This is a genomic window from Pedobacter gandavensis, assembly GCF_032678465.1.
Classification (GTDB): Bacteria; Bacteroidota; Bacteroidia; order Sphingobacteriales; family Sphingobacteriaceae; genus Pedobacter; species Pedobacter gandavensis_B.
The window spans coordinates 125,952-150,623 of sequence record NZ_JAVTSK010000007.1; the positions used below are offsets into that span (position 1 = coordinate 125,952).

Here is a 24,672-nt window from a genome sequence, read left to right on the forward strand (position 1 = left end):
AGCTTAAATAAAATGGCTGAATTAAATGCAAATATACCGGAAGGCGATTTAATGGAGAAATGGACCAAATTAAGGTCCTCGATGCCATTAGTTAACCCGGCAAATAAAAGAAGCATAGAAATTATTGTAGTGGGTTCGGGTCTGGCAGGTGCTTCTGCAGCAGCAACTCTGGCTGAAATGGGCTATAAAGTGAAGTGTTTCTGCTTCCAGGATTCACCAAGAAGGGCACACTCTATCGCTGCTCAGGGTGGTATCAATGCCGCAAAAAACTATCAGAATGATGGTGACAGTACTTACCGTTTATTCTACGATACCATTAAAGGTGGTGATTACCGTGCTCGTGAAGCAAACGTTTATCGTTTAGCAGAAGTGAGTGCAAACATTATAGATCAATGTGTGGCACAAGGTGTTCCTTTGGCCAGAGAGTATGGTGGTCTTTTAGACAACCGTTCTTTTGGTGGTACACAGGTTCAAAGAACATTTTATGCTGCAGGTCAAACTGGTCAGCAATTGCTTTTAGGAGCATATAGCGCTTTAGAGCGTCAGATTGGTATGGGTAAGGTAGAAATGTTTACCCGCCATGAAATGATGGAAGTAGTAGTTATCGATGGTAAAGCACGTGGTATTATTGCCCGTAACTTGATCACTGGTGAACTGGAGCGTCATTTCGGTCATGCTGTATTGTTGGGTAGCGGTGGTTACGGTAACGTATTCTATCTTTCTACAAATGCAATGGGTAGTAACGTAACAGCTGCCTGGAAAGCGCACAAAAAAGGTGCATTCTTTGGTAACCCTTGTTACACGCAGATTCACCCTACTTGTATCCCTGTTTCTGGTGATCACCAAAGTAAATTGACCCTGATGTCTGAGTCATTGCGTAATGATGGAAGAATCTGGGTGCCTAAGAAAAAAGGTGATGATCGTTCTCCTATCGATATTCCAGAAGAAGAAAGAGATTACTACTTAGAGCGTAGATACCCTGCTTTCGGTAACCTTGTTCCTCGTGACGTAGCTTCACGAGCTGCAAAAGAGCGTTGTGATGCAGGTTACGGTGTAGGTAAATCTAAATTGGCTGTATATCTGGATTTCAAAGCAAATACAGAACGTTATGGTCGTATTGAAGCCAATAAACATAATATCCATAATCCTGATAAAGAAACCTGCATGCGCTTAGGCCGTGAGGTGATCAAGGAAAAATATGGTAACCTGTTTGATATGTACAAGCAAATCACCGGTGAAGATCCTTATGAGTTGCCAATGCGTATTTATCCTGCTGTTCACTATACCATGGGTGGACTTTGGGTAGATTACAACCTGATGACTACTGTACCAGGATTATATGCTTTAGGTGAAGCTAACTTTTCAGATCATGGTGCTAACCGTTTAGGTGCCTCTGCATTGATGCAAGGTCTTGCTGATGGTTACTTTGTGATTCCATATACTATTGGTGCTTATTTATCTAAGGAACTGGCTACAAAACCGATTCCATTGGATCACCCTGCATTTGTAGAAGCTGAAGCGAGTGTAAAAGGCATCATCGATCAGTTGTTCGCAATTAAGGGAACTAAATCTGTGGATCACTTCCATAAGAAATTAGGAAAGATCATGTGGGATAAATGCGGTATGGCCCGTAATGCTCAGGGATTGACGGAAGCAATAGCTGAAATTCAGCAGTTGCGTAAAGACTTCTGGTCAGATGTACGTGTTCCAGGTGAGGCAAATGAGTTCAATCCTGAATTAGAAAAGGCTGGTCGTGTGGCCGACTTTATCGAATTGGGTGAGTTGATGTGTATGGATGCATTGAATAGAAATGAATCTTGTGGTGGTCATTTCAGAGAAGAGTACCAGACAGAAGAAGGTGAAGCACTTCGTGATGATGTTAACTATGCTTATGTTTCAGCATGGGAATACAAAGGAGATGTAACTTTCAATCTGCATAAAGAGGAATTGAAGTTCGAAAACATCAAGGTTGCACAAAGAAGTTATAAATAGCAAGTACTAAAATCTCAATATCATGAGTACAGGAAATATGAATTTAACGCTGAAAATCTGGCGTCAGAAGAATAGCAAAACCAACGGTAAATTGGTGGATTATAAGTTGTCAGAGATTTCTCCTGATATGTCTTTCTTAGAAATGTTTGACGTGTTGAATGAGGAGTTGATTTCTAAAGGTGATGAGCCGGTAGTTTTTGATCACGATTGTAGAGAAGGTATCTGTGGTGCCTGCTCTATGTACATCAACGGTCGCCCTCACGGACCAAAAGAAGGCGTAACAACTTGTCAGTTGCACATGCGTTCATTTAAAGATGGAGATACTATCGTTGTTGAACCATGGAGAGCGAAAGCTTTTCCGGTAATCAAAGATTTAACGGTAGATCGTACTGCATTTGACCGCGTTATTGCAGCTGGAGGTTTCATTTCAGTGAATACAGGGAATGCACAGGATGCAAACAACCTTCCTATTCCAAAAGTACAGGCGGATTCGGCTTTCGAAGCAGCTGCTTGTATCGGATGTGGTGCTTGTGTGGCTACCTGTAAGAATGCTTCTGCGATGTTATTTGTTTCTGCAAAGATCTCTCAGTTAGCGCAATTGCCTCAGGGACAGCCTGAACGTTATCGCAGGGTACAAAGTATGGTGGCACAAATGGATGCCGAAGGTTTCGGTAACTGTACCAATACTGGTGCTTGTGAAGCGGAATGCCCTAAAGGAATTTCTTTAGAGAATATTGCTCGTATGAATAGAGACTTTTTATCAGCAAAATTTGTATCTGAGGAATCTATTTAATAGCTTTAAGTAACGAGACAAGGATATTAAACACGAAAGCCCGGCTATCATAGTCGGGCTTTCGTGTTTTAAAAGACAAATGAATTTAATAGTTATTGGTTTTTTTTATCTGGTTCATTTAGTTAGACTGAAGTTTATTGGAATATGGAGCTTCACACGTACAATTTTGTTTTTCTGAATACCAGGAATCCATTTTGGCGATTGTTTTAATATTCTGATTGCTTCTTCATCTGTTCCGGCTCCTAATTTTTTTTCTACTTTGATGTCAGAGAGCATCCCGTCTTTTTCTACGACGAAGGAAAGAAACACTTTGCCTTGCACATTCTTTTCCTGAGCTTCCTTAGGGTATTTGACGGTTGACCTTAAATATTTATAAAAATTGGCCATACCTCCAGGGAATGTTGGTGCTGAGTTCACAGAAACAAAATCATAAACTTTGTTGTCATTCGGGTCAATTACGACCCCGTTAAGGCTGGTTGCTTGATTTTGCGGCATTTTAGCTGCAAAGGTCATCAAAGTGATTGTATTTAGAGGTTGATAGCCTTTTAGAACAGTCAATTTAGGGTTTTTTATTGGGCTGTTGTTTCCAGATATTTTAAACAATACAGCTAAAGTATAATTGCCATTCTGGGCAGGACTAAAACTTTGATAGGTAGTCAGGATTTTTAGGATTTCGTCTTCAAAGCCCTCGCCAAGTTTATTCAGGATATTGAAGTTGTTGACCTGCCCGTTCTTCAGATTAAATTTTACCTGACTATAACCCTGGATGCCCTTTTCTGCTGCTTCCGTAGGATATCGAAGGTTTTTTCTGGCAAACTCATAGAATTTAATCCATCGGGGGTGTTTGGGGTCAATTGTTTGAGCAGGCTTTACTTTTGTATTCAGTTCATTTTTTAAGGGCAGATGTATGACTTCTTTTACAATTGCCAGAGGTTCGTTTAGTGGGATCTCTTCTGTTACTGCAATGATAGCTTCATTACTGCGGATAGTGGCAGCAGATAGCATCAGCGTGATGGCAAAAAGAGGAATAAAAAGGCCGTATTTTAGTATGGCAGTTTTGGTTGATCTTTGTTTGTGTAGCATAAATATTCTTTTTTTTATCAGTGATCTGTTAAAGAAAGTATTTGTGAGACTGTTAGGTGCAATTTTAAAGGATCTGCTCAACAATAACAGGACATATTGCTCCTTGTCTCCCTGGAATTTAGCAGCTTCCTCATCTGCCAGGTATTCATGGGTGTTTTTGATGGAAGATTTGTAACCGTAAATGACGGGGTTAAACCAGGTAAAAATGCTCAACAATTCAAAAAACAAGATATCCATACTGTGCAACTGACGAATGTGAATCTCTTCATGCTTATCTATGGTGTCAATCTCAGGAAGGCTTGGATCTATTCTTTTCCTACTGAAAAAAGAATATGCATTTCCGATGGTATTGCGCTTCAATAGTTTGGATACCATGATCAGTTTGTAGAGAAATAGTAAGCTACAAATCATTATACCTGCTAAATAAACGATCACGAGCAAACTTCCAGTGCTGAATCTTTCCTGAGCTTCGGGAGCCATGCTTACCAATGTGACGAAGTCCTGGAGCTGATCCACCCCAGCATAAATGGGCTGGGTTACCGGTTGCTTTGTAAACCACTCGAATCTCAGAAAGGGGATAGCCAATGATAAGATTCCAGACATGACCAGATAAATCCGGTTCATGGTAAAGTAGGTTTCATTTGCCAGAAACAGTTTATAAAAGCCATAGAATACCACTAAATAGATATTGGCTTGCAGGATATAATGGGCCCAACTCATCTCGGTCTGTTTTTAATTTTGTTAATCATTTTTAGAATTTCATCCACATCACTTAAGTCAAGTTTTTCTTCCTTTACAAAGAAAGAGAACATACTTTCTACAGAATTTTCAAAGTAGTTTCCCAACAGCTTTTCTGTTGCATGGCGTTTATAATCTTCTCTGCTAATCAGTGGGAAATACTGGTGGGATTTTCCGAAGGCTTCATGTCCAATAAACCCTTTCACTTCCAGAATTCTTATGATTGTAGAAACAGTATTATAAGCGGGCTTTGGTTCGGGCAAAAAGTCCATTACTTCTTTCACGAAACCTTTTTCAATCTGCCACAGAATTTGCATGATTTGTTCTTCTGCTTTTGTTAAATCTTTAATCTCCATCATGTTTTTTTTTTACCGGTTTTAATGGGTTTTAGGACCATGTCTACTCGTCAGTATTCACTATAACTAAAACCTTAGTATAAACTTAAAACTAATATCTTAGTTTTCAAAATGTTTGTAGCTATTTATTTTTATTTCAAAAAGAAAAACCTCCGTAGTGGAGGTTTTTGTACATCTAACTGATTTAATTTTTTGCTGCTTCTGGGACTTTAGGTAATTCCTTTCTTGGAATTTGCTCCTTACGTTCGGAAGTATGATATACGAATGAGGCTACAATGGTAGCTGCCCTTTTTAGATCTTCTTCGGCTAAACGATCAAAAGTATCCTGATTGCTGTGGTGTGTGCGGGTATTATAATCCATAGGATCCTGAATAAACTGAAATCCTGGAATGCCCAAAGCATCAAAAGCAAGGTGATCGGTACCTCCTGTATTGCTCAATGTCACTGTGCTCGCATTTAGATCTTGAAAAGGACTCAACCATTCTTTGAAAATAGGTGCGGCGGCAGTATTTCCTTGCGCATAAATCCCTCTGATGGCACCCGTGCCATTGTCCAGGTTATAGTATGCACTGATTTTATTCTGGTCTTTAGTCAGCTCCATGGTTTTTGGATCACCGAAATGTTTTGCTACATAACCTCTTGAGCCATATAGCCCCTGTTCTTCTGCACTCCAAAGGGCGATTCTAATGGTACGTTTAGGCTTGAAATTGATGGTTTTTAAAATACGCATTGCTTCCATCATTACTGCTGCACCGGCAGCGTTATCTGTAGCGCCGGTAGCCGAATGCCAGGAATCATAATGTCCACCTATCATTACTATTTCTTCTTTTAGTTTTCGGTCCGTGCCTGGAATTTCAGCAATGACATTATAACCCTGTGGATCCTGATCATAAAAAGAGGTTTTGATATCTGCTTCTATTTCTACTTTTTGTCCGGCGCGTAATAAGCGTAGGATGTGCAGGTAATCTTCAGAAGATATTTCCAGTTCCGGTGAAACTGCTGGAGCATCCAGAGCGTAGGAAGCACCATTACTGGTGAAGAATGTGCCGTAGCTGCCTCTTGCATAAGAAAGAATCATACCTACTTGTTCGTTTTTCATAAAGTCAGCCATCGCGGCACGAGTGGCTCTCATTTTCATCATTTGAGCCATCATGTTGTTGGCGGCGCCTGCTCGCGGAGCACGCTGTCCTGGAGTTTGCGGGCCAGCTTCCGCCATTTTGTTTAAAGTAGAATCTGTATAGCGGACAACATCCGGCTTGTAAGAAGGTGATAAAGGTTGTAAGGTAATCTGATCAAACAAAACGATCTTTCCAGCGAGTTTACCTTTATATGGAGCAAGGTCAGTAATGGTATCTGCTTTGATCAAAATAACTTCTGATTTGATTGGTCCCTTAGTTCCAGGTGTCCAGGCTTTAGGAGCTCCGATGATGGCGTGGTAATAGGGTAGGGTGGTAGCAGCATAATATTTATCAATTTGCCAGCCTTTCCCGAATGTACCCCAAGCTTCCAGGTGAACATTTTTTAGTCCCCATGAGGTAAATTGCTGCACTGCCCAGTCTTGTGCGCGTTTGAGTCCAGGTGAGTTTGATAACCTGGGGCCTGCAACATCTGTGATCTGAAAGGCAATGTCCATCACCTTTGAATTTTCAAGGCCTTCCTTGCGGATTTTCTGTATTGCTGGAAGATCTAATTTTTCCTGTGCAAACAGAGAAATACTCCAGCTGATAGCCAGCACGGTCAATGTCAGTTTTTTCATGTATATATTGTTGTTGTTGTTGTCCTGATGAATAGCTGAATTTACAGTAAAAGATAATGGCTTGTAGATTTTTCGCTAAATTATTACATCTGTCTCCGGCGATTCGGAGACGGTACTAAAACATGAAAAGGGTGGTACTAGACCTCCCTTTTCTGACTATTAACTAAACTAAAAACTATATTTTTCCCTTTCTTATGGCTATGAAGTAGCCGATCATTAGGAATGAGTTTGAATTTCTTTATTTAAAAGAAATGCTGCTTACCTGTGCAATTTCTTTTACGGAAGTACTAGCTTTAGCAGCTATTTCTTCATCTTGTGCATGACTGATGCTGGTTGCAATGGTCAACACCATCATCATGAATACTGGTACCAATAACAATAAGAAAGGTGATACATTTGCTAATCTTTTCATGATGTTTGTATTTATAGATGCAGTTTTCATAATCGTTTCGTTTTGATGAAACAAATAGAATAAAATTTAAAATACTGCTAAAATCTTTTAGACCAAGCACATATTATCCTAGATAAACGCCTATTTCGTATAGTTTTGTGATTGATTGTCCCTTTTGCCGATTTGGTAGAAAAAAAATGCCTGTTCGTCGAAAGCCAATGCTTTAAACAGAGGGAAAAATTTACTTTAGACCTATAAGTAATGGCTTGTGGAGATTCAATAGTAGGAAATGAAGCTGTTTTTATACTTTAGCTAACAAATATATTTCAATGAAAAACAAAGGCCCTCTTATTGTACACCTAATTTTTTGGTCGTTTATCTTGTTCCTTGTCGTTTTGAGTATTCTTTTCTCTAAAGAATCCCAAACGATTTATAAGATTGCCGTTAATTTTGGGTATTCTGGCCTGATTAATATTTCTATCTTTTATATCAATTATACTTTATTAATTCCCTTACTGGTTAAAGAACAGAACAAATATGGTCTGTACATGGGGGCAATTCTATTGCTAATTGTAGTGATGAGTGCGATTAAAACGGTATTGGCGAGTTTAAATTCGGATATCATTTTATTAGTAAATGATCATGGCACCAGGGAATTTGTGACACTTGGTAAATATGCGTTAGCAGCTGTTTTCACCTCAGGTTTCTTTGTTGTGGTGTCTGCTTTACTTAAATTCGGAATTGATTGGTTTGGCAATGAAAGGATTCAAAGGGATTTGGAGTCAGAAAAAAAGGAGATGGAACTTCAATTTTTAAAGTCACAATTGAACCCTCATTTTTTATTCAATTCTCTCAATAATATTTATTCCCTGGCCTATCAAAAATCAGATAAAACTGCTGATGCTATTTTGAAGCTTTCGGAAATCATGCGTTATATGATTTATGAAAGTAACGACAGTTGGGTTTCCCTCAGTAAAGAAATTGAATACCTGCATAGCTATATTGAGTTACAGAAACTAAGATTCAGAGAAGGAGCCTCAGTACAGTTCCAATTGAATGGTGAAATTGATGATCAGAAGATTGTCCCGCTCATCTTAATTTCCTTCGTGGAGAATGCCTTTAAGCACGGAGTGGCAAATGATCCAAAAGACCCGATTAAGATCAATGTGATTGCCAATCAGAAGATCTTACATTTTAGTATCACCAATAGGAAAAACCAACACAATAAAGATGAGGTAGGAGGCGTAGGCCTGAACAACGTAGAACGAAGGTTACAATTGTTATATCCTGATAGATATAAATTAAATATTGTAAATTCGGCTACACATTACACGAGTGAATTAATGCTAGATTTATGACAAAGTTAAAATGTATTGCGGTCGATGATGAACCATTGGCTCTTGATATTATAGAAGATTATGTGTCAAAAGTACCATTCTTAGAATTGGTCAAAAGAACAGAAAATGCAATTGAAGCCTTACAAATGGTCCAGGCAGGAGGGATTGACCTGGTCTTTCTGGACATTCAAATGCCGGAATTAACAGGGATTCAGTTTCTGAAAATTGCGAATGGAAAATCTAACTATATTCTGACTACCGCTTACTCTCAATATGCTTTAGAAAGTTACGACCTGAATGTTTCTGATTATCTATTGAAGCCGATTGCCTTTGATCGGTTTTATAAAGCCGTAGAGAAAGTACACAATCAACAACAGAAGAACGTGGAACAATCAGCTCCGGTACCAGTGCCTGCGCCTGTTGTGACTGCTACTCCCAATGCCCATCCGGTTCAGGATTTTATCTTTGTAAAGACGGAGCATAAAATTCAAAAGATTCAATTGGATGATATCCTTTATATAGAAGGTTTAAAAGATTATATCTCCATCTATACGAAGTCGGAAAGGGTGATTACTTTGCAGAATATGAAAAAAATGGAGGAAACACTACCTAGTAATCAGTTTATCAGGGTACATAAATCTTATATCATTTCCCTGGATAAGATTGAAAGCATTGAACGTAGCAGGATTACCATTTTCGGTAAGGTGATTCCTATTGGGGATACTTATCGCGATGAATTTTTTAGACGAATCGACAATAAGAACATTTAAAATAAGAAAAGGCTATTGACCCAGTTTATGGCGAATGGCCTTTTCTGCCTCCTGAGTTAGTGCTTCAGGATGCTTCCCTGCAGTCTCAATAGGTGATAATACCGTCCAGCGGATCTTTTCCCCAAAACTTAATGGGTAGCTACCATACTGTACCAGTTTCCATGAGTTTTCAATTGCAATAGGCACAATTAATGCGTCTGGAACTTTTTTAAGTAAGGTTGCAATTCCACCCACATGAAAGGGTTTCAGTACGCCATCTTTTGAACGTGTACCTTCAGGGAAAATCATTGCCGACCAGTTATTTTCCTTCATACGTTGGCCCATTTTTATGATTTCTCCAACGGCTTGCTTGCTGTCTTTGCGGTTGATATTGGCACCTCCACCATATTTAAGATTGAAAGAAATAGAAGGGATACCCTTGGTCAGTTCAATTTTAGAGATGAACTTGACATGGTATTTTCTTAAAAACCAGATCAGACCTGGAATGTCATACATACTTTGGTGATTTGCAATAAAGATAATAGGACGGTCTGTAGGCAATTCCTGTGTATTGATAAAGGTAATGGATGAACCTAAGAGCAAATCGCAGTAGGTGAGGCAGAAATTCAGTGCATCTACGGATGCCTTATGTGCTTTATAGCCAAAACAATGATAACAAATCCATTGTATCGGCTGAAAAATCAATAAGCACAGTAAAAATATTATATAAAAAATGGGACTAAAAATATATCCTAAGAATTTATTCATAAAGGGGTAGATGTATCGTTAAATAACAGTTTCCATGAGTAGTATTTTGGTTTTTAGAATGGCAGCAACGCTCATGCTATCGGTGATTTCTCCACTTAATACCATTTGGTAGGCAGTTTCGAAGGGGAGCTTACGGAGCTGGAGTTGTTCTGTTTCTTCTGGTTCGGCCTCTCCCATAGTCAGACCACGGGCAATATAAATGATGGCCAATTCGTCACTTACAGAATTGGATAAATGCATTCTTTGAATTTCCTCCCACTGTGTTGCAATGATGCCGGTTTCTTCTGCCAATTCGCGCTTTGCACTGTCTAGAGGATTTGAATCCAGTGCGCCTCCGCCCTCTGGAATTTCCCAGCTATAGGCTTTGATCGGAAAGCGATATTGTCCAATAAGCCAGGTGTTCAATTCATCGTCTAAAGGAAGGATTCCAATGGCGTAGTTTTTAAAATGTACTTCGCCATATATGCCTTTGCCTCCCGATGGATTGAGCACCTGGTGTTCTGTTAATCCGATCCAGTTATTTTCATAGACCTTGCGGCTTTCCAGAGTGGTCCAGGGATTGTTTTCTTCCATGGACGCAAATATACTTAAAATGACTCTTCATCGGAACGCATTTCAGATTGGTCTGGTCTTTTGGTTTTCTTAGACTTGAAATCTGTTTTTCCAAATCGGTATGAGAAGGTGAGGTTACCCATTGTACCTTGCATATAGCGTTTGAAATCAATCATAGAATTCGCAGTGCTGGTGGTCATGCTCCATGCACGGGTATTGAAAAGGTCTCTAATATTAAGACTTAAAGAAGCCTTTTTATTTTTGAAGTCGTATTTAGCACCAGCATCTACACCATACATCGCATTTCTTGTTCCTTGTGCCATTACCTGACGCGCACGGTAATCTCCTTTTACCTGTAATGTAATACCGTAAGGCAGTACAAAGTTATTTGTTAAGTTCGCATTCCAGGTAAATCCAGAGTTTTCTACAATTCCGAATGCAGGAACACCATTGATTTTACTTTGGTATAAATTGGCATTGGCGGTAAAGTTCCAGGCTTTAAAGACATCAAAACGCCCAATTAACTCTAATCCACTAGACAGTTCTTTAGTTAAGTTTTCAGGGGTAGTGATGGTAATCCCGTTTTGGTCTGGCTCTGTCCTGATTCTTTGAATCACATCATTTGTCTGACGCATGTAAGCAGTAGAAATGAAGGTGATTTTTGGCCAGAATTTACTGTAACTCAATTCGAAAGCATGGACGTCCTCTGGTTTTAAGTTTGGATTCCCCTGACGGTAGTTTAGAGGGTCGGAAACATCCAGAAATGGGTTGGTATCCCAGCCCCTCGGTCTGTTTACTCTTCTGCTATAACTTAGCTGTACTTGTTGTTCTTTTGCTAGTTTCTGTGTTAAGAAGACACTAGGATACAATCGGGTATAGGCTACTTTTCCAGGGATGTAACTCAGCTGTCCGGCTTTGCTAAATACACCTAAACGGGTATCTAGTGTTGCGTCTTCTGCTCTTAGGCCAACCTGGTACCCGAAGTTTTTCACCTGGTTCTGATAATTGGCATAAATCGCATGTACCTGATCTTTGCTGTTGAAATCATTGGTTAAATCAAGATTAGGACGATATTCTCCATCATAATTATTGAATCTTTCAGAGAAAGTACTGTTCTCTGAAATACGTATCTGGCTACGGTATCCTGCTTCCAGTTTTCCTGATTTACCAACTGGTAGGGTATAATCAGTTTGTATGTTATAATTCCTGTTGATACCACTTGCGTCGTTACGAATCAGCTCAGGAAGCTGAGTTACCGGGGTACCATTGAGGTTGTAAATCTCGGTATTGTATAGTTGTAAATTGTCGTTGGTTCCTTCAGAAAAACTCCCATTGAATGTGAGTTCTTCTCTTGGTTTTTTGAATTTATGACTATAATCAAGATTCAGGTCGTAACTACCACCCGATCCAAGGTTAGTATTTGTTCTTCTGCTCAATTCTAATGGTTGATATAGCTGGTTTAACTGATCTATCGTTAAGAATTCGCTTCTATCGTTATCCCTCAGATTAAAGCCTGCAGAGAAGCTAACTACATCTTTGTCGCTTAGGTAATAGTCTATTCCCGCTTTTGCATTGTGTCCTTTATCTAAGGAATTTGAAATGGTATTCTGATTCGCATAAGCTGTGGGGAAAGTCGAGTTCAGGTAGCTGATGTTATTATAACCGCCACCATTTCGGTTGCCATAACGGTAGCTATAGTTTCCGTAAAGGTTTACTTTACTGTTTTGAAAACTTAGACTGGTACTTGCATTGTAATTGTCCCGGTTTCCGGCGGTTAGTGCCAGATTTCCGTTTAATCCTAGTTTCTTGTTTTTCTTTAATACAATATTAATGATCCCTGACTGTCCTTCTGCATCATATTTCGCAGATGGGTTGGTAATCAACTCTACACTTTCAATAGAACTTGCCGGAATAGATTGCAGGATTTGGGCAACATTCCCTCCTGCAATCAGTGATGGTTTTCCATCAATCAGCACTTTAACACCTGTAGAGCCTCTTAGACTCACATTTCCATCTATATCAGAAGTCACAGATGGAACATTTTGCAAAAGATCAGCAGCAGAACCACCTTCACTTACGAGACTTTGGTCTACAGAGAATACTTTTTTATCTACGCCCAACTGTATGGTACTTTTTGGGGCAGTAATGGTAACCTCATTCAAAGCAGTCCCTTTAGCAGTATTCATTTTGATGGTACCCAGGTTGATGTCTTTGATGGTATTATTGATGGAGATGGAATCGCGTACCATGGTTTGATAGCCTACATAGCTCAGTTTAAAAGTATATACACCTTTGGGCAGGGCTACCAGAGACAGATTTCCGTTGATGTCAGTTTGAGCACCTTTAACCAGTGCTTTGGTTTTTCGGTTTAGGATAACGGCTGTTGCAAATGGAATGGTTTCATTGGTCTTTGCATCGACCACTTTTGCAGAAATTTTACCCTCTCCGGTAGATTGGGCATTAAGTTTTACAGTTGTAATACAAATGGTAAAGGTTAAAAATAGTACTTTGTGTAACGGATTCTTCATCGGAACTTTCTCTCTTAGTTTTGGTTTTGTTTAGGATGGACAAAGAAAAGAGGCGGAAGTTTAAAAAGGGAGTCGTAACTATTTTATTACAGCTAAAACAGGATGAATTACAGTAATATTTTTGATAACGAGGGAATCAGCTATGCTGAATACCGGGAATTGGTGAATAAGTTGCTACAAGAAGGCAAAACAACAGGCGTAGATCATAGCGAGGCGATGTTGCATTATACGAAGATGAATGTGCAGAGAATGAACAGGGTAGATAAAACCGTAACGTTAAATTCTGAGCTGCTGAAAGCTACGCAAGACCTGAAAAATCAATATCGTTTTCTGGTAATTTCTGAAGGATGGTGTGGTGATGCGGCGCAGATTGTTCCGGTTTTTAATAAAATTTCGTTAGTTAATCCGGAACATATAAGTCTTAAATTTGTGCTAAGGGATAAAAATTTACCACTCATTGATGCTCATTTAACAAATGGTGGTCGTGCAATTCCAGTATTACTGATATTGGATGAGGCTGGACATGTGATCTGCCAATGGGGGCCCAGGCCGAAAGTTTTACAGTCTTTATTATTGCAATGGAAGAAAGAAAGTACAGACATGATGCTGATTGCAGAGCAACTTCATGGTTGGTATGCTAAAGATAAAACTCAAAGTACACAGGAAGAGCTGTGCAAAATCATTCAAGAGCTCCAATAAAAAGGACCAGATTTGAATTAAGAATAGGAATAAGGGAGGTTTAGTCAACAGTAACGGTTAAACCTTCTTGTTGTAAGATTTTACGGTAAACTTCCATTTCTGTAAAAGAGCCTTCCAATACGGCACATTTCCCTTTATTGTGGACTTCATAAGCAATTTTCTCTGCTTGATTTTCTGAATAATCCAGATATTTCATCATACAATAAATGACATGATCAAAGGTGTTTATATCATCATTCCAAAGGATTAACCGATGCACGGTTTTTAAGGAGGTTAGGATCTCTTCTAATGTAAAGGTTTCTTCTTTTGTTTCTGTTGACATCTTACAAAAATAAGCTAATTTCAAAATAATGTTGTAGTTAAAGTTTATTTTGCTTAAAATTTGTATTAAATCCAAATATGATGCATCGTTCAAAAATCGCCGGAATAGGTTATTATGTGCCTAAGAATGTTTATACCAATGATGATTTGTCCCGTTTTATGGATACAAATGATGCCTGGATACAGGAAAGAACGGGAATAAAAGAACGCAGATTTGCAGACCGACTAGAGGAAACGACCACGACTATGGGAGTTGAGGCCGCAAAAATTGCGATTGAACGTGCGAAAACTACTGCACAAGACATCGATTTTGTCATCTTCGCTACTTTAAGTCCGGATTATTATTTCCCAGGTTGTGGGGTTTTACTACAACGTGAAATGAAAATGAAAGAGATTGGAGCCTTAGATGTTCGAAATCAATGTTCCGGATTTGTTTATGCGCTTTCAATTGCAGATCAGTTTATTAAAACGGGGATGTATAAGAATATTCTTGTGGTGGGTAGTGAAAAACATTCCTTTGCAATGGATTTTGAGACACGTAGCAGAAATGTCTCTGTCATTTTTGGGGATGGGGCTGGAGCTGTGGTATTACAGCCTTCCACAAAAGAAGGACAAGGCATCATGAGTACCCATTTACATAGTGATGGTGCAGATGCAGAAATTTTGGCCATGTATTATCCGGGCGCCAGTGCCAATAAATGGTTGAAGGATAAACCTGGATACCCAGATCAGGAATTAGGTGGTTTATTTATGACTACCGAACAGCTGGAAAGCGGCGCTGCCTTAGCTTATATGGATGGTCCTGCAGTTTTTAAAAAAGCTGTGGTAAAATTCCCGGAGGTAATTAAAGAGGCTTTGGAAGCAAATCATTTAAGCCCGGCAGATCTGGATATGTTGATTCCGCACCAGGCGAATTTGAGAATCAGTCAATACGTTCAGCAATTACTTGGACTGAGCGATGATAAAGTATTCAATAACATTCAAAAATATGGGAATACCACCGCGGCCTCGGTGCCGATTGCTTTATGTGAAGCCTGGGAAGCGGGGAAAATAAAAGAAGGCGACCTGGTATGCCTGGCCGCCTTTGGATCAGGTTTTACCTGGGCTAGTGCTTTAATCAGATGGTAATTTGTTTAGAAATTATCTTTTTGAAGCTAAAAGACTAACTTCCTTTAGCTGATTTTGTCATTTGAGCAAACATATCCCACATCTCATCGGGGATGGCTTCAAGACCATTAAACTGACCGGCACCCTGCAACCATTCGCCTCCATCAATACTGATGACTTCTCCATTGATATAACCGGCGAAATCACTGATTAAAAAAGCGGCGAGATTAGCCAGTTCCTGATGTTCTCCTACACGTTTTAATGGTACCCTGTTTTTAAAATCAAATTTTTCAGCCAGGTCTCCAGGTAATAGGCGATCCCAGGCTCCTTTTGTAGGAAATGGTCCCGGGGCAATGGCATTGGTTCGAATGCCATATTTACCCCATTCTACCGCCAATGAACGGGTCATCGCCAAAACACCACCTTTTGCACAAGCGGATGGAACCACATAAGCAGAACCGGTAAAGGCGTAAGTGGTAACGATATTTAACACGCTTGCAGCTTGCTTTTCCTTGATCCAGTGTTTACCAAAGGCAAGCGTACAGTTCACAGAGCCTTTGAGTACAATGTCAATTACTGTAGAAAATGCATTCGCTGAAAGACGCTCAGTTGGTGAGATAAAATTCCCTGCTGCATTGTTGAGCAAAGCATCTACGCGGCCAAAGGTTTTCAGTGTTTCGGCAAGTACATTTTCTACCTGTTCATATTCGCGGACATCACAAGCTACTGCCAGGACTTTACCCCCGGTTTCTTTTTCCATTTCCCTGGCTGTCTTTTCCAGTACATCGACTTTTCTGCTGGTGATGACCAGATTGGCACCTAATTTCAGAAAGTAGGTACCCATGGCCTTGCCAAGGCCAGTTCCACCACCAGTGATGACGATCGTTTTTCCTTTTAAGGCATCATCTCTTAACATGGGTTGATTGTACATGAGCTATTTTTTTTGAAGGTTGTCAATGATAGTTTTCAAAATATTTCTGGTAGTTGGTGCCCACCATTGCTTTAACATAATGGCGAGTGCCTCCGTTTGGTTGGCACGGCTTGCTGCAATCAGATCTTTTCTAATGTTTAGCTTACTTTGTTCCCAGGTGTTCCTTTCCATAGCCATGTATTTTCTGATCTTGCGTTCTGCTGCGGTCAGGATACTTGCCGGGTTGACCAGCTCATCTACCAGGCCGATGTTAAGGGCTTCATCCGGACTGAACAATTTTCCTTCCAGCAAGCTCCTGGTGGCTTGAGCAGTACCGATCCAAAAAGAATATAAGCTAAAAATACTAGGCGGAACAATAATTCCAACTGGTACTTCATTTAGTCCGATGATTGCTTTTCCTTCCGACATGACTCTATAGTCGCAAGCCAATGCAATGACACATCCTCCTGCGGGACTATGCCCGTTGATTGCGGCAACCAGTGGTTTGCGGAAAGCAGTAATGTTCGCAATAAAGTCCAGAAAAAGATGCCAGAAAGATTCGGCCTCTTCTTCCGAATAACCATAGAGTTCAATTAAATCTAGTCCGGCAGAAAAAAAGTTTTCTTTACCAGTAATGATTACTCCTGCGATATTGGGCTCTGATGCAATACTGTTCAGCATATCATTCAGTTCCGTAATCATTTCACGGTTTAAAGCATTAGACTTTCCGCGGTCTAATGTAATCAGGGCCAGGTGGTCTTTTATAGTGACTTTTATCGTATTCATATAGCTATTATTTTACTTCATATGTGTAAACAGTTCTTGCCAGGTGTCCCATCAGATCCATCCCTTCTAAAACGACTCTGTAGGTTCCAGGTTCATCTGTATTAAAGAACGTGAAATTTGCCTTTCCTTGTGCATTACTGAGCAACTGTGGCCCCCAATATACGGTAGATCTAAAATCAGGAGCATGGTTGGGCTCTGCAACATCGTATTTAGGGGAATAGAATTCCTTGGGAATGGTGTAGCCTTTAGGATTAATAATGATTAGCCCTGGCGTAGGACTACTGGAATAATTACCATTACCACGTTTTGTCGTGATAACCAATACACCTCCGGCACCATTAGAACCATAAATGGCTAGGTTGCCAACGGATTTAAGAACTTCAATGCTCTCAATATCAAATACATTAATGTCATCCAGATTGAAATCATCCAAACGCATGCCATCCAATACGATCGACATCGGAATTCTTCCAGCATTTCTTGTCAGATAAGCCTTCCCATTCATCACGATTAAACCTGCAACACGGCCCTGCAAACACATAGAAAGCTGTTGGCATGTCATCAGTTGCTCTGCAGTAATAACTGCATCAGCTCTGCCTGCTCCATTTAGGTTCTGAGAATTTTTGTTGACCTGTTGTTTCTGTTGGGTAATTTTCACCTCCTTTAATTGCAGTGTTTTTTGTAAAATACCACGTTTACTCTGATCGTCGAAATAGTTATTGCTTTGTTTCAGATAAGCAGACAATGCCTCATTGACATTGATCTCTATGTCGCCCGTATTTTTACTTCTGGTCACCACCTGTCCGGGTACAACATCCATTTTGATATCCAGTCTGTTTTTTCCCTTTTCGGTTCGGGCTTGTATGATGAATTTAGGATCATCCGCAAAAATCAGATTGTCGAAGTTAAACCTTCCCTGAGCATCTGTTAGAGTATCCAATGAGAAAAAGCCCGCTGCAGTAGAAAGCAGTGTCACTTTACTATTAGGGGAAGGCTTTCCTGAATAATTGGTGACTACACCGCTAAAGCCTAATGTTTTTTCAGGTTTGAACCGGATGATTGGTGGAGTATTATTGATGATATTTTTCCATGATATCCTGCGCCAACCTTGAGTTAGCATCAGGTTATCCATGTTTATGGCAACTTCTGGACCTTCTTCTATAAAATAATAATTGGGTTTTTCAATATAGCCGATCAAGTCTGAAGTGAGTAATAGGTTACTGAGGATATTACTTTCTGTTTCAGGTTCCGGTTTTACCGCATTATTATTGGTGACGGAAACCGAGAACATCCCGGCTGCCGGATTTCCATTGAATGTACTGTTGAGTTGGATGGCTACTTTCTCTCTTTTTGCATACACTGTTTTTTCGGTGCTGAGCTGTACTGTTGCACGATCTGCAGGATTGTAAATAAAAACAAGTCGTTCGGCAATAGGTTGATTACTTTCAGAAAGGAGTGTGAGTTGTAAAATACCTTCTATGAGTTGTTTTCTTGGTATGTTCACGATCGAGAGCTGCTCTGTAATTGTGACTTCGGGACTAAACAGTACATTTCCATTGTTTTGTCCAACGAGTCTTAGTTTTACAGGCCCTGTTAAGTTTTCACTCCGTATGATCTTAACTGTTAGTTTCTCCTGATCAGTATTGATTACAGTTAGGTTATACCCTGAGTTTTGTGTAATTGGGAGCGGAATTTCTTTTTCAGAGCCATCTGCAAATTTAACTTTTGCCAGATACCTGGAATTGCTTTGCGGATTAATGATGAAGTTCCCCATGCCCAGATATTTAGTCCCAAATCTGTTGATTTCTGTTCCATTCGGATCAAGGATAATACCGCTGATGTTTTCCCCGAGACCGGAAGAATTCACTGCTTTTACCCCAATTTTAGTCGGCAAGCCTTCTATCAGGTTCCCGCTTTCTGGAAAAAATTGAACATCAACAGATCTTGAAGTTGCTTTGATCGGAATTTCACGGGTTACTTTCCTGTCTTCGGGTAATGCAATCGTAGCAATAATTCTTCCCGTTTTACTAATGTCAGGTAAGTTGTTTATGAAATCAAGTGAAATTTCTCCTTCATTGTTCGTGGTCGCTTTACCTTTAAGTAAACTTTTGGTATCCACTTGGACCTCATATCTGACCTCATTTCCCGCATAAGGTTTTCCTTGTTTATCCTTGAAGGTAATGTTCGCTGCAATCTTTTCTCGGTTGCCTTCTTTACTGTAGTGGTACTGTGTATTGGTAAATACCTGGTTGGTCCAGGAATAACCTATCTTAATGGTCTTGTCGAAGAAGAATTCCGGACCCGTATTTCTCATCCACTGGGTGTAGGCACGTATTCTGTAATTCCCCTCTGTTAAGGTATCTGGAAGGCTAAAATTACCCCAGGTGGCCCCCCCCATAACCGGCAACTTTAACTGTTGTTTTACAGAGTCCCTTTCATTGATGAGTTCTACATATAATATTTTACTGATGTCGGAGGGCTCCTGAGTTGTGCTGTTGTAGAGGTAGGCTTTGAACCAAATGTTATCCCCTATGGCGTAATAAGGCTTGTCCAGATGAAGGTGGACTTTCTCCTGAGGATACTTTTCATTGAAATCCTTCATTCTTTGGAGGAGTGATTCAAAATTATCATCAGTTAGTACTCCTGAGACAAAAGCGAAAAAGACGCTGGTAATTAACAAAAGAGGATAAAGCAATTTACGTTTCATAATTATCAGCATAAACAAACAATAAAGCCTCAATATACAAATATTGAGGCTTAAAGTAAATTTAAAAGAAAGTAAACTAAGGGCTTAGAACTCGTTTTTCCACATCATGCTCTCCACTGGTTTAGTGGTCTTATTGTTATATTTTGCATCTCCTTTACTATTGTACATCGTTTCAATTTCCCCATCTACACCAAAATAGATCAATTGACCAATTGGCATTCCTGCATAAATTCTTACCGGTTGGGCGCAGGAAATCTCCAGTGTCCAGGTATTGCAGAAACCAACGTCACCTTTTCCTGCGGTAGCATGGATGTCGATACCTAAACGGCCTGTACTGGATTTGCCCTCCAGGAATGGAACATGGGCATGTGTTTCTGTATATTCTAGTGTGACTCCGAGGTAAAGTGTACCTGGTTGGAGCACAAATCCATCTTTCGGAATTTCAAAATTTTCAATTTTATTGTGCGCTTTTGCATCCAGCACTCTATCTGTATAAGTAGCCAGGTATTTGCCTAAATGTACGTCGTAAGAGTTTGTACCCAGACATTCGGGCTTAAAAGGTTCAATTATGATGGTACCCTTCTCAATTTCTTCGAGAATTCGTTTGTCGGAAAGTATCATTTTATCAAGTATTGGGCTAAATTATGATTAATTTAAGATACTTTTGCATAGTTTTCTAAAATAGAGATGCCCGTAGTTTTTAATAAAAATATTGACGAGAATACCATACTTGCCGTGTGGAAAATCGAAGAGACCGAAGAGCAGCTGCTTTCCGGCCTACAATTGAAACAGCATGAGCTGGATTTTATTTCCTCTTTAAGCAACGGGAAACGCCTGCTGCACTGGTTGAGTACCCGCGTATTGCTGAGAACCATGCTGAATACTTCTGAGTATATTGATTGTCAGATGGATGAGCATGGGAAGCCCTTTTTGCCAAACCTTGATTACCATATTTCGCTGAGTCATTCTTATGATTATGCAGCAGTAATTATAGGTAAAAACAGAAAAGTTGGTGTAGATATTGAATTGATCAAACATAAGATCAAAGGGATCAGGCATAAATTTCTATCTGATATTGAATTGGCTCAGAAGCAAATTGGGGATAACATCAATGGACTATATGTATGCTGGTGCGCTAAAGAAGCCATCTATAAATGGAATGGTAGAAAAGGTCTTGAGTTTAAGCAGGACATTTACATCAAGCCTTTCAAATTAAAAAATGAAGGTAGTCTGAATGCATTGGTTACACTTCCAGAAGGAATGAAAGAACTAACCGTCAACTATTTTAAAACGGTTGATGGCTATATGCTGGGCTATGTAGTCGCTTAATTTTCAAAAGATGAATAAGAAAGTACAATTCATAGATTGGGGACTGACTGATTATCAGGAAGCCTGGGAAAAGCAAGAGCGGATTTTTAATGAGACGATTGCGATTAAAACCGATAACAGGAATAATAATACGCAACTGGAGACACCGAATTACCTGGTTTTTGTAGAACACCCGCATGTGTATACACTGGGGAAAAGTGGTCACCCGGAAAATTTATTACTGGATGAGAAGGGTTTAAAAGATAAAAACGCTACTTATTATAAAATAAACCGGGGTGGCGACATCACTTATCACGGCCCTGGACAAATCGTTGGATATCCTATTCTTGATCTCGACAATTTCTTTACAGATATTCATCTTTATTTACGTACTCTCGAAGACGCGATCATATTGACGCTTAAAGACTATGGAATTGAGGCTGGCCGATCACCAGGTTTTACTGGAGTATGGTTAGAACCTGATACGGATAAAGCCCGTAAAATATGCGCCATGGGAGTGAGGTGTAGCCGTTGGGTAACCATGCATGGTTTTGCTTTCAATGTGAATGCAGACCTCAATTACTTCAAAAATATTGTTCCTTGTGGCATCGATGACAAGGATGTGACTTCCATGCAACGTGAGCTTGGCAGGGCTTTAGATCTGGATGAAGTTAAAGGTAAACTGAAAAATCATATTGCCAGGCTCTTTCAAATGGAGCTGTTTTAATTTTCCTATTGTTGTTCTTTTTTGTTTTATTTGTTGTAAATATTATATTTATTGTAAAAAACAAATTATGGATTATAACAGCTCTCCCTCTAATATTTTTGGAGGTTTCATGGTAGCATTCTTGCTATTTGGTCTTTTCCTGGTTTTGATGAACATCATCGGCATGTGGAAAATTTTTGTTAAAGCAGGGAAACCCGGTTGGGCTTCACTGATTCCAATCTACAATTCAATTGTGCTGATTGAGATTGTAGGTAAACCAACCATTTGGATCCTTTGGTTGTTAATCCCTTGTACTGCTCCAATTTTTGGAATATGGCTAATGAACCTGTTGAGTAAAAGTTTTGGTAAAGATGAAGGCTTTACCGTAGGCTTGGTCTTATTATCTTTCATCTTCGTTCCAATCTTAGGATTTGGTGGTGCTAAATATTTAGGGCCTTCTGCCGCAGAAGCGCAAAGGTTTAATGGAATGAATGATCCATTTGGCAACAGTAATCCCTTTAATCCACCTCCAACTACACCTCAGGCCTAATTGTTCAGATTATTGATATATTTGCGATCCGCCTGGCCTTTGTATATGGTACAGGCGGATCGCTTTTTTATTCCCTGTCCAATTAAATATCTCACCGGAATAGATTGCCCTGGATGTGGCTTTCAAAGGTCTGTATTGGCTTTACTCAAGGGAAATTTGCAGGATAGTTTTCTGCTTTACCCTCCAACAATACCTCTTATACTAACTTTTAGCATTGCATTGCCTGTGCATTACTATTACAAAGGGAATTCAGACAAACTGATTAAAATACTCTACCTGTTTACAGGAACAATTATCCTGATCAACTACGGTTATAAATTGTTTAACGGACATCTGCATTAATTAGGTTTTCGTAAATGATAATTATGAAAAGCTTCCTGTTATCTCTATCATTATTGGTATTATTGGCCTGCGAAAAAAATACTGCAAAAACCATGAAGCCAACAGATACCCTGACTTATTTAGCCATCGGCGATTCTTATACCATTGGAGAAGCTGTTCCTTTGTCTGCTAGTTTCCCTCATCAGTTGTGCCATCTTTTAAATGCCAAAGGGCTAGGCATAGCGACGCCCAGGATTATTGCGAAAACAGGCTGGACAAGCGCTGAATTACAAGAGGGGATACGATCGTCTGGAGTAAAGGAGCATTTTGATCTTGTTACCTTGCTGATTGGGGTGAACAATCAATATCGTGGAGAATCGGAAAGCAAGTACCGTGAGGAATTCAGGAATTTATTGGAAAGGGCCATACAATTTGCCGCTGGTAAAAAGGCACATGTGTTTGTCATCTCCATCCCAGATTGGGGAGCAACGCCTTATGGTCAGCAAAGTGGTAGGGATACTGAAGTTATTACAGCCGAAATAAATGCTTTTAATGCCATCAACAAAGAAGAAACGCTAGCTCAGGGAATCAGCTATACAGACATTACTCCTGCTTCAGGACTTGCAAAATCTGATGGATCTTTAGTTGCCTCCGATGGATTACATCCTTCAGCGAAAATGTATCTGGAATGGGCGGTTCAGCTGGAACCAAAAGTATTAAAGGGCCTGAAATAGATAAAGCCCTTTAATAAAATTCAGAGGAATTTAACACTCCGGTAAACTGATTGGAATATTAGTGGCTAAACCACCATCCGAGGTCTCTTTATATTTCGAGTTCATATCTAATGCAGTTTCCCACATGGTATTGACAACTGCATCTAAACTTACCTTTGCCTTATCAGGATTACTCTGCAATGCCAGCTGACTTGCAGTAATGGCTTTAATTGCACCCATGGTATTCCTTTCAATACATGGAATTTGCACAAGGCCACCAATAGGATCACAGGTTAAACCTAAATGATGCTCCATGGCAATTTCTGCGGCCATTAATACCTGACGTTGAGAACCTCCTAAACATTCTGTTAATGCTGCGGCAGCCATTGCGGATGATACACCGATTTCTGCCTGACAACCACCCATCGCTGCTGAAATGGTAGCTCCTTTTTTGAAAATACTACCGATCTCTGAAGCACATGCAATAAATTGTGTGATTTTTTCTTCTGTAAAGCCATCACAGAAGGCAATATAATATTGGAGCACCGCCGGAATTACACCTGCTGCACCATTGGTTGGTGCAGTAACTACGCGGCCGAAGGATGCATTTTCCTCATTTACAGCCAGGGCAAAACAGCTCACCCAATCCAGAATATAATTGAAGCCGTTTCCTCCATCTCTGATGGCTGTCATCCAGCTTTCATAATTTGTATAAGTATGATTTCCAACCAGTCGTTTGTTCAGGGCACAGGCTCTTCTCGCTACATTGAGTCCGCCGGGTAGGAAACCTGCAGTATGACAACCTCTATAAGTACAGTCTTTCATAACATTGAAATGCTGCATGATGCCTTTTCTGGTTTCTGCTTCAGTTCGCCAGGATAGCTCATTCTCCATCACCACTTCAGAAACTTTTAACCCGGTAGTCAGGCACCAGTGTAAAAGATCTGCGGCTTTCTCCACCGGGAAGGGAAGATCTACCTGTTCTTTATCACTGCCACTTTCTCCTTCTTTCACCACAAAACCTCCGCCTATAGAGTAATAGGTTTCAGAGATCGCTTTTCCAGTATTTAAGAAGGCTTGGAAAGTAACTGCATTGGGATGGAAAGGAAGGCTTTCAAAGAAAAGGAAAACCAGGTCTTCCTCGTAATCGAAACTGATGTTTTTTTCCCCATTCAAGCTCAGTACTTTATAGGTCTTGATTTCTTCAACGGTTGAATCAATGGCATTCACATCAAATGTAACGGGATCTGCACCATTTAAGCCTAATAAGATGGCAACATCAGTCCCATGTCCTTTTCCTGTTTTAGCGAGCGAACCGTACAATAAAATCTTAATCTGATCAACCTGATTCAGCAGGTCTTTCTGTTTTAATAATGCTGTAAATTGTTGTGCAGCCCTCCATGGGCCTAATGTATGTGAGCTGGATGGTCCAACACCTATCTTAAAAATATCAAAAACTGAGATCTGTTCCCTTTGCATCTTACAAAGCTAATATAGTTCC

General features: G+C 39.9%; 24 protein-coding genes. 11 read left to right on the forward strand and 13 right to left on the reverse strand.

The annotated features are described in order from the left end of the window. Positions 1-12 precede the first annotated feature (12 nt). On the forward strand, positions 13-1,992 hold the full coding sequence (locus tag R2Q94_RS14275) for a fumarate reductase/succinate dehydrogenase flavoprotein subunit (RefSeq protein ID WP_316822143.1): 1,980 nt from the start codon (positions 13-15) through the stop codon (positions 1,990-1,992). Positions 1,993-2,014: 22 nt separating this feature from the next. Beyond that, positions 2,015-2,785 (forward strand): succinate dehydrogenase/fumarate reductase iron-sulfur subunit, encoded by a 771-nt coding sequence (locus R2Q94_RS14280; protein WP_222537285.1) that lies wholly within the window; start codon positions 2,015-2,017, stop codon positions 2,783-2,785. Positions 2,786-2,899: 114 nt separating this feature from the next. On the opposite strand, the gene R2Q94_RS14285 is transcribed toward R2Q94_RS14280, so the two are convergent. The 4 genes from R2Q94_RS14285 to R2Q94_RS14300 all read right to left on the reverse strand — a co-directional run bounded on the left by R2Q94_RS14285 (position 2,900) and on the right by R2Q94_RS14300 (position 7,130). Then, on the reverse strand, positions 2,900-4,588 hold the full coding sequence (locus tag R2Q94_RS14285) for a TonB family protein (protein WP_316822144.1): 1,689 nt from the start codon (positions 4,586-4,588) through the stop codon (positions 2,900-2,902). Beyond that, positions 4,585-4,962: a BlaI/MecI/CopY family transcriptional regulator gene (locus R2Q94_RS14290; protein WP_316822311.1), complete on the reverse strand. Its 378-nt coding sequence runs from the start codon at positions 4,960-4,962 to the stop codon at positions 4,585-4,587. Before R2Q94_RS14290 ends, R2Q94_RS14285 begins: the two co-directional genes overlap by 4 nt. Before the next feature lie 184 nt (positions 4,963-5,146). After that, positions 5,147-6,718: a M28 family metallopeptidase gene (locus R2Q94_RS14295; protein WP_316822145.1), complete on the reverse strand. Its 1,572-nt coding sequence runs from the start codon at positions 6,716-6,718 to the stop codon at positions 5,147-5,149. Positions 6,719-6,956: 238 nt separating this feature from the next. Beyond that, the gene (locus tag R2Q94_RS14300) at positions 6,957-7,130 is read right to left on the reverse strand and encodes a hypothetical protein (RefSeq protein ID WP_316822146.1); all 174 of its coding nucleotides are present in this window, start codon (positions 7,128-7,130) and stop codon (positions 6,957-6,959) included. A gap of 308 nt (positions 7,131-7,438) precedes the next feature. On the opposite strand from R2Q94_RS14300, the gene R2Q94_RS14305 reads away from it, so the two are divergent. Both R2Q94_RS14305 and R2Q94_RS14310 read left to right on the forward strand, forming a co-directional pair. Next, a complete protein-coding gene (locus R2Q94_RS14305) occupies positions 7,439-8,467 on the forward strand; it encodes a sensor histidine kinase (protein WP_316822147.1) in 1,029 nt (342 codons plus the stop codon). Beyond that, positions 8,464-9,216 carry a LytTR family DNA-binding domain-containing protein gene (locus tag R2Q94_RS14310; RefSeq protein ID WP_316822148.1) on the forward strand — a complete coding sequence of 251 codons (753 nt, stop codon included), beginning with the start codon at positions 8,464-8,466 and terminating at the stop codon, positions 9,214-9,216. The genes R2Q94_RS14305 and R2Q94_RS14310 overlap by 4 nt, the downstream gene beginning before the upstream one ends. A gap of 12 nt (positions 9,217-9,228) precedes the next feature. On the opposite strand, the gene R2Q94_RS14315 is transcribed toward R2Q94_RS14310, so the two are convergent. Genes R2Q94_RS14315 through R2Q94_RS14325 form a run of 3 tightly spaced genes read right to left on the reverse strand, consistent with a single transcriptional unit; the run spans position 9,229 to position 13,043 of the window. Then, complete coding sequence (locus tag R2Q94_RS14315) at positions 9,229-9,963, reverse strand: lysophospholipid acyltransferase family protein (RefSeq protein WP_316822149.1); 735 nt, start codon at positions 9,961-9,963, stop codon at positions 9,229-9,231. A gap of 18 nt (positions 9,964-9,981) precedes the next feature. Then, a complete protein-coding gene (locus R2Q94_RS14320; protein WP_316822150.1) occupies positions 9,982-10,536 on the reverse strand; it encodes an NUDIX hydrolase in 555 nt (184 codons plus the stop codon). A 14-nt stretch (positions 10,537-10,550) separates the two neighbouring features. Next, the gene (locus tag R2Q94_RS14325) at positions 10,551-13,043 is read right to left on the reverse strand and encodes an outer membrane beta-barrel family protein (protein ID WP_316822151.1); all 2,493 of its coding nucleotides are present in this window, start codon (positions 13,041-13,043) and stop codon (positions 10,551-10,553) included. A gap of 102 nt (positions 13,044-13,145) precedes the next feature. On the opposite strand from R2Q94_RS14325, the gene R2Q94_RS14330 reads away from it, so the two are divergent. Continuing rightward, positions 13,146-13,742, forward strand: a complete 597-nt coding sequence (locus tag R2Q94_RS14330) for a thioredoxin family protein (protein WP_316822152.1) — start codon at positions 13,146-13,148, stop codon at positions 13,740-13,742. Between the two features lie 40 nt (positions 13,743-13,782). On the opposite strand, the gene R2Q94_RS14335 is transcribed toward R2Q94_RS14330, so the two are convergent. Then, positions 13,783-14,064 (reverse strand): ATP-dependent Clp protease adaptor ClpS, encoded by a 282-nt coding sequence (locus tag R2Q94_RS14335; protein ID WP_316822153.1) that lies wholly within the window; start codon positions 14,062-14,064, stop codon positions 13,783-13,785. A 77-nt stretch (positions 14,065-14,141) separates the two neighbouring features. Between R2Q94_RS14335 and R2Q94_RS14340 the strand changes: the two genes are divergently transcribed. Further along, the gene (locus R2Q94_RS14340; protein ID WP_316822154.1) at positions 14,142-15,191 is read left to right on the forward strand and encodes a beta-ketoacyl-ACP synthase III; all 1,050 of its coding nucleotides are present in this window, start codon (positions 14,142-14,144) and stop codon (positions 15,189-15,191) included. A 34-nt stretch (positions 15,192-15,225) separates the two neighbouring features. Here R2Q94_RS14340 and R2Q94_RS14345 read toward each other — a convergent pair whose 3' ends face one another. The 4 genes from R2Q94_RS14345 to dcd all read right to left on the reverse strand — a co-directional run bounded on the left by R2Q94_RS14345 (position 15,226) and on the right by dcd (position 20,194). Then, a complete protein-coding gene (locus R2Q94_RS14345; RefSeq protein ID WP_316822155.1) occupies positions 15,226-16,101 on the reverse strand; it encodes an SDR family oxidoreductase in 876 nt (291 codons plus the stop codon). Between the two features lie 3 nt (positions 16,102-16,104). Then, entirely contained in the window at positions 16,105-16,866 is a 762-nt protein-coding gene (locus tag R2Q94_RS14350) for an enoyl-CoA hydratase/isomerase family protein (protein ID WP_316822156.1), read from the reverse strand. A gap of 7 nt (positions 16,867-16,873) precedes the next feature. Further along, positions 16,874-19,573: a TonB-dependent receptor plug domain-containing protein gene (locus tag R2Q94_RS14355; protein WP_316822157.1), complete on the reverse strand. Its 2,700-nt coding sequence runs from the start codon at positions 19,571-19,573 to the stop codon at positions 16,874-16,876. Positions 19,574-19,657: 84 nt separating this feature from the next. Then, positions 19,658-20,194, reverse strand: coding sequence for a dCTP deaminase (gene dcd, locus R2Q94_RS14360; protein ID WP_182960564.1), 537 nt, complete (start codon positions 20,192-20,194; stop codon positions 19,658-19,660). Positions 20,195-20,260: 66 nt separating this feature from the next. Between dcd and R2Q94_RS14365 the strand changes: the two genes are divergently transcribed. The 5 genes from R2Q94_RS14365 (at position 20,261) to R2Q94_RS14385 (ending at position 23,192) form a co-directional block, all read left to right on the forward strand. Next, a complete protein-coding gene (locus R2Q94_RS14365) occupies positions 20,261-20,902 on the forward strand; it encodes a 4'-phosphopantetheinyl transferase family protein (protein WP_316822158.1) in 642 nt (213 codons plus the stop codon). A gap of 10 nt (positions 20,903-20,912) precedes the next feature. Next, complete coding sequence (gene lipB, locus R2Q94_RS14370; protein WP_316822159.1) at positions 20,913-21,608, forward strand: lipoyl(octanoyl) transferase LipB; 696 nt, start codon at positions 20,913-20,915, stop codon at positions 21,606-21,608. A 67-nt stretch (positions 21,609-21,675) separates the two neighbouring features. Next, a complete protein-coding gene (locus R2Q94_RS14375) occupies positions 21,676-22,137 on the forward strand; it encodes a DUF5684 domain-containing protein (RefSeq protein ID WP_316822160.1) in 462 nt (153 codons plus the stop codon). 45 nt (positions 22,138-22,182) lie between these two features. After that, positions 22,183-22,479 (forward strand): DUF2752 domain-containing protein, encoded by a 297-nt coding sequence (locus R2Q94_RS14380; protein ID WP_316822312.1) that lies wholly within the window; start codon positions 22,183-22,185, stop codon positions 22,477-22,479. A gap of 23 nt (positions 22,480-22,502) precedes the next feature. Then, the gene (locus R2Q94_RS14385) at positions 22,503-23,192 is read left to right on the forward strand and encodes an SGNH/GDSL hydrolase family protein (RefSeq protein WP_316822161.1); all 690 of its coding nucleotides are present in this window, start codon (positions 22,503-22,505) and stop codon (positions 23,190-23,192) included. Between the two features lie 30 nt (positions 23,193-23,222). Here R2Q94_RS14385 and R2Q94_RS14390 read toward each other — a convergent pair whose 3' ends face one another. After that, the gene (locus R2Q94_RS14390) at positions 23,223-24,650 is read right to left on the reverse strand and encodes an L-serine ammonia-lyase (RefSeq protein WP_316822162.1); all 1,428 of its coding nucleotides are present in this window, start codon (positions 24,648-24,650) and stop codon (positions 23,223-23,225) included. Between the last annotated feature and the right edge of the window lie 22 nt (positions 24,651-24,672).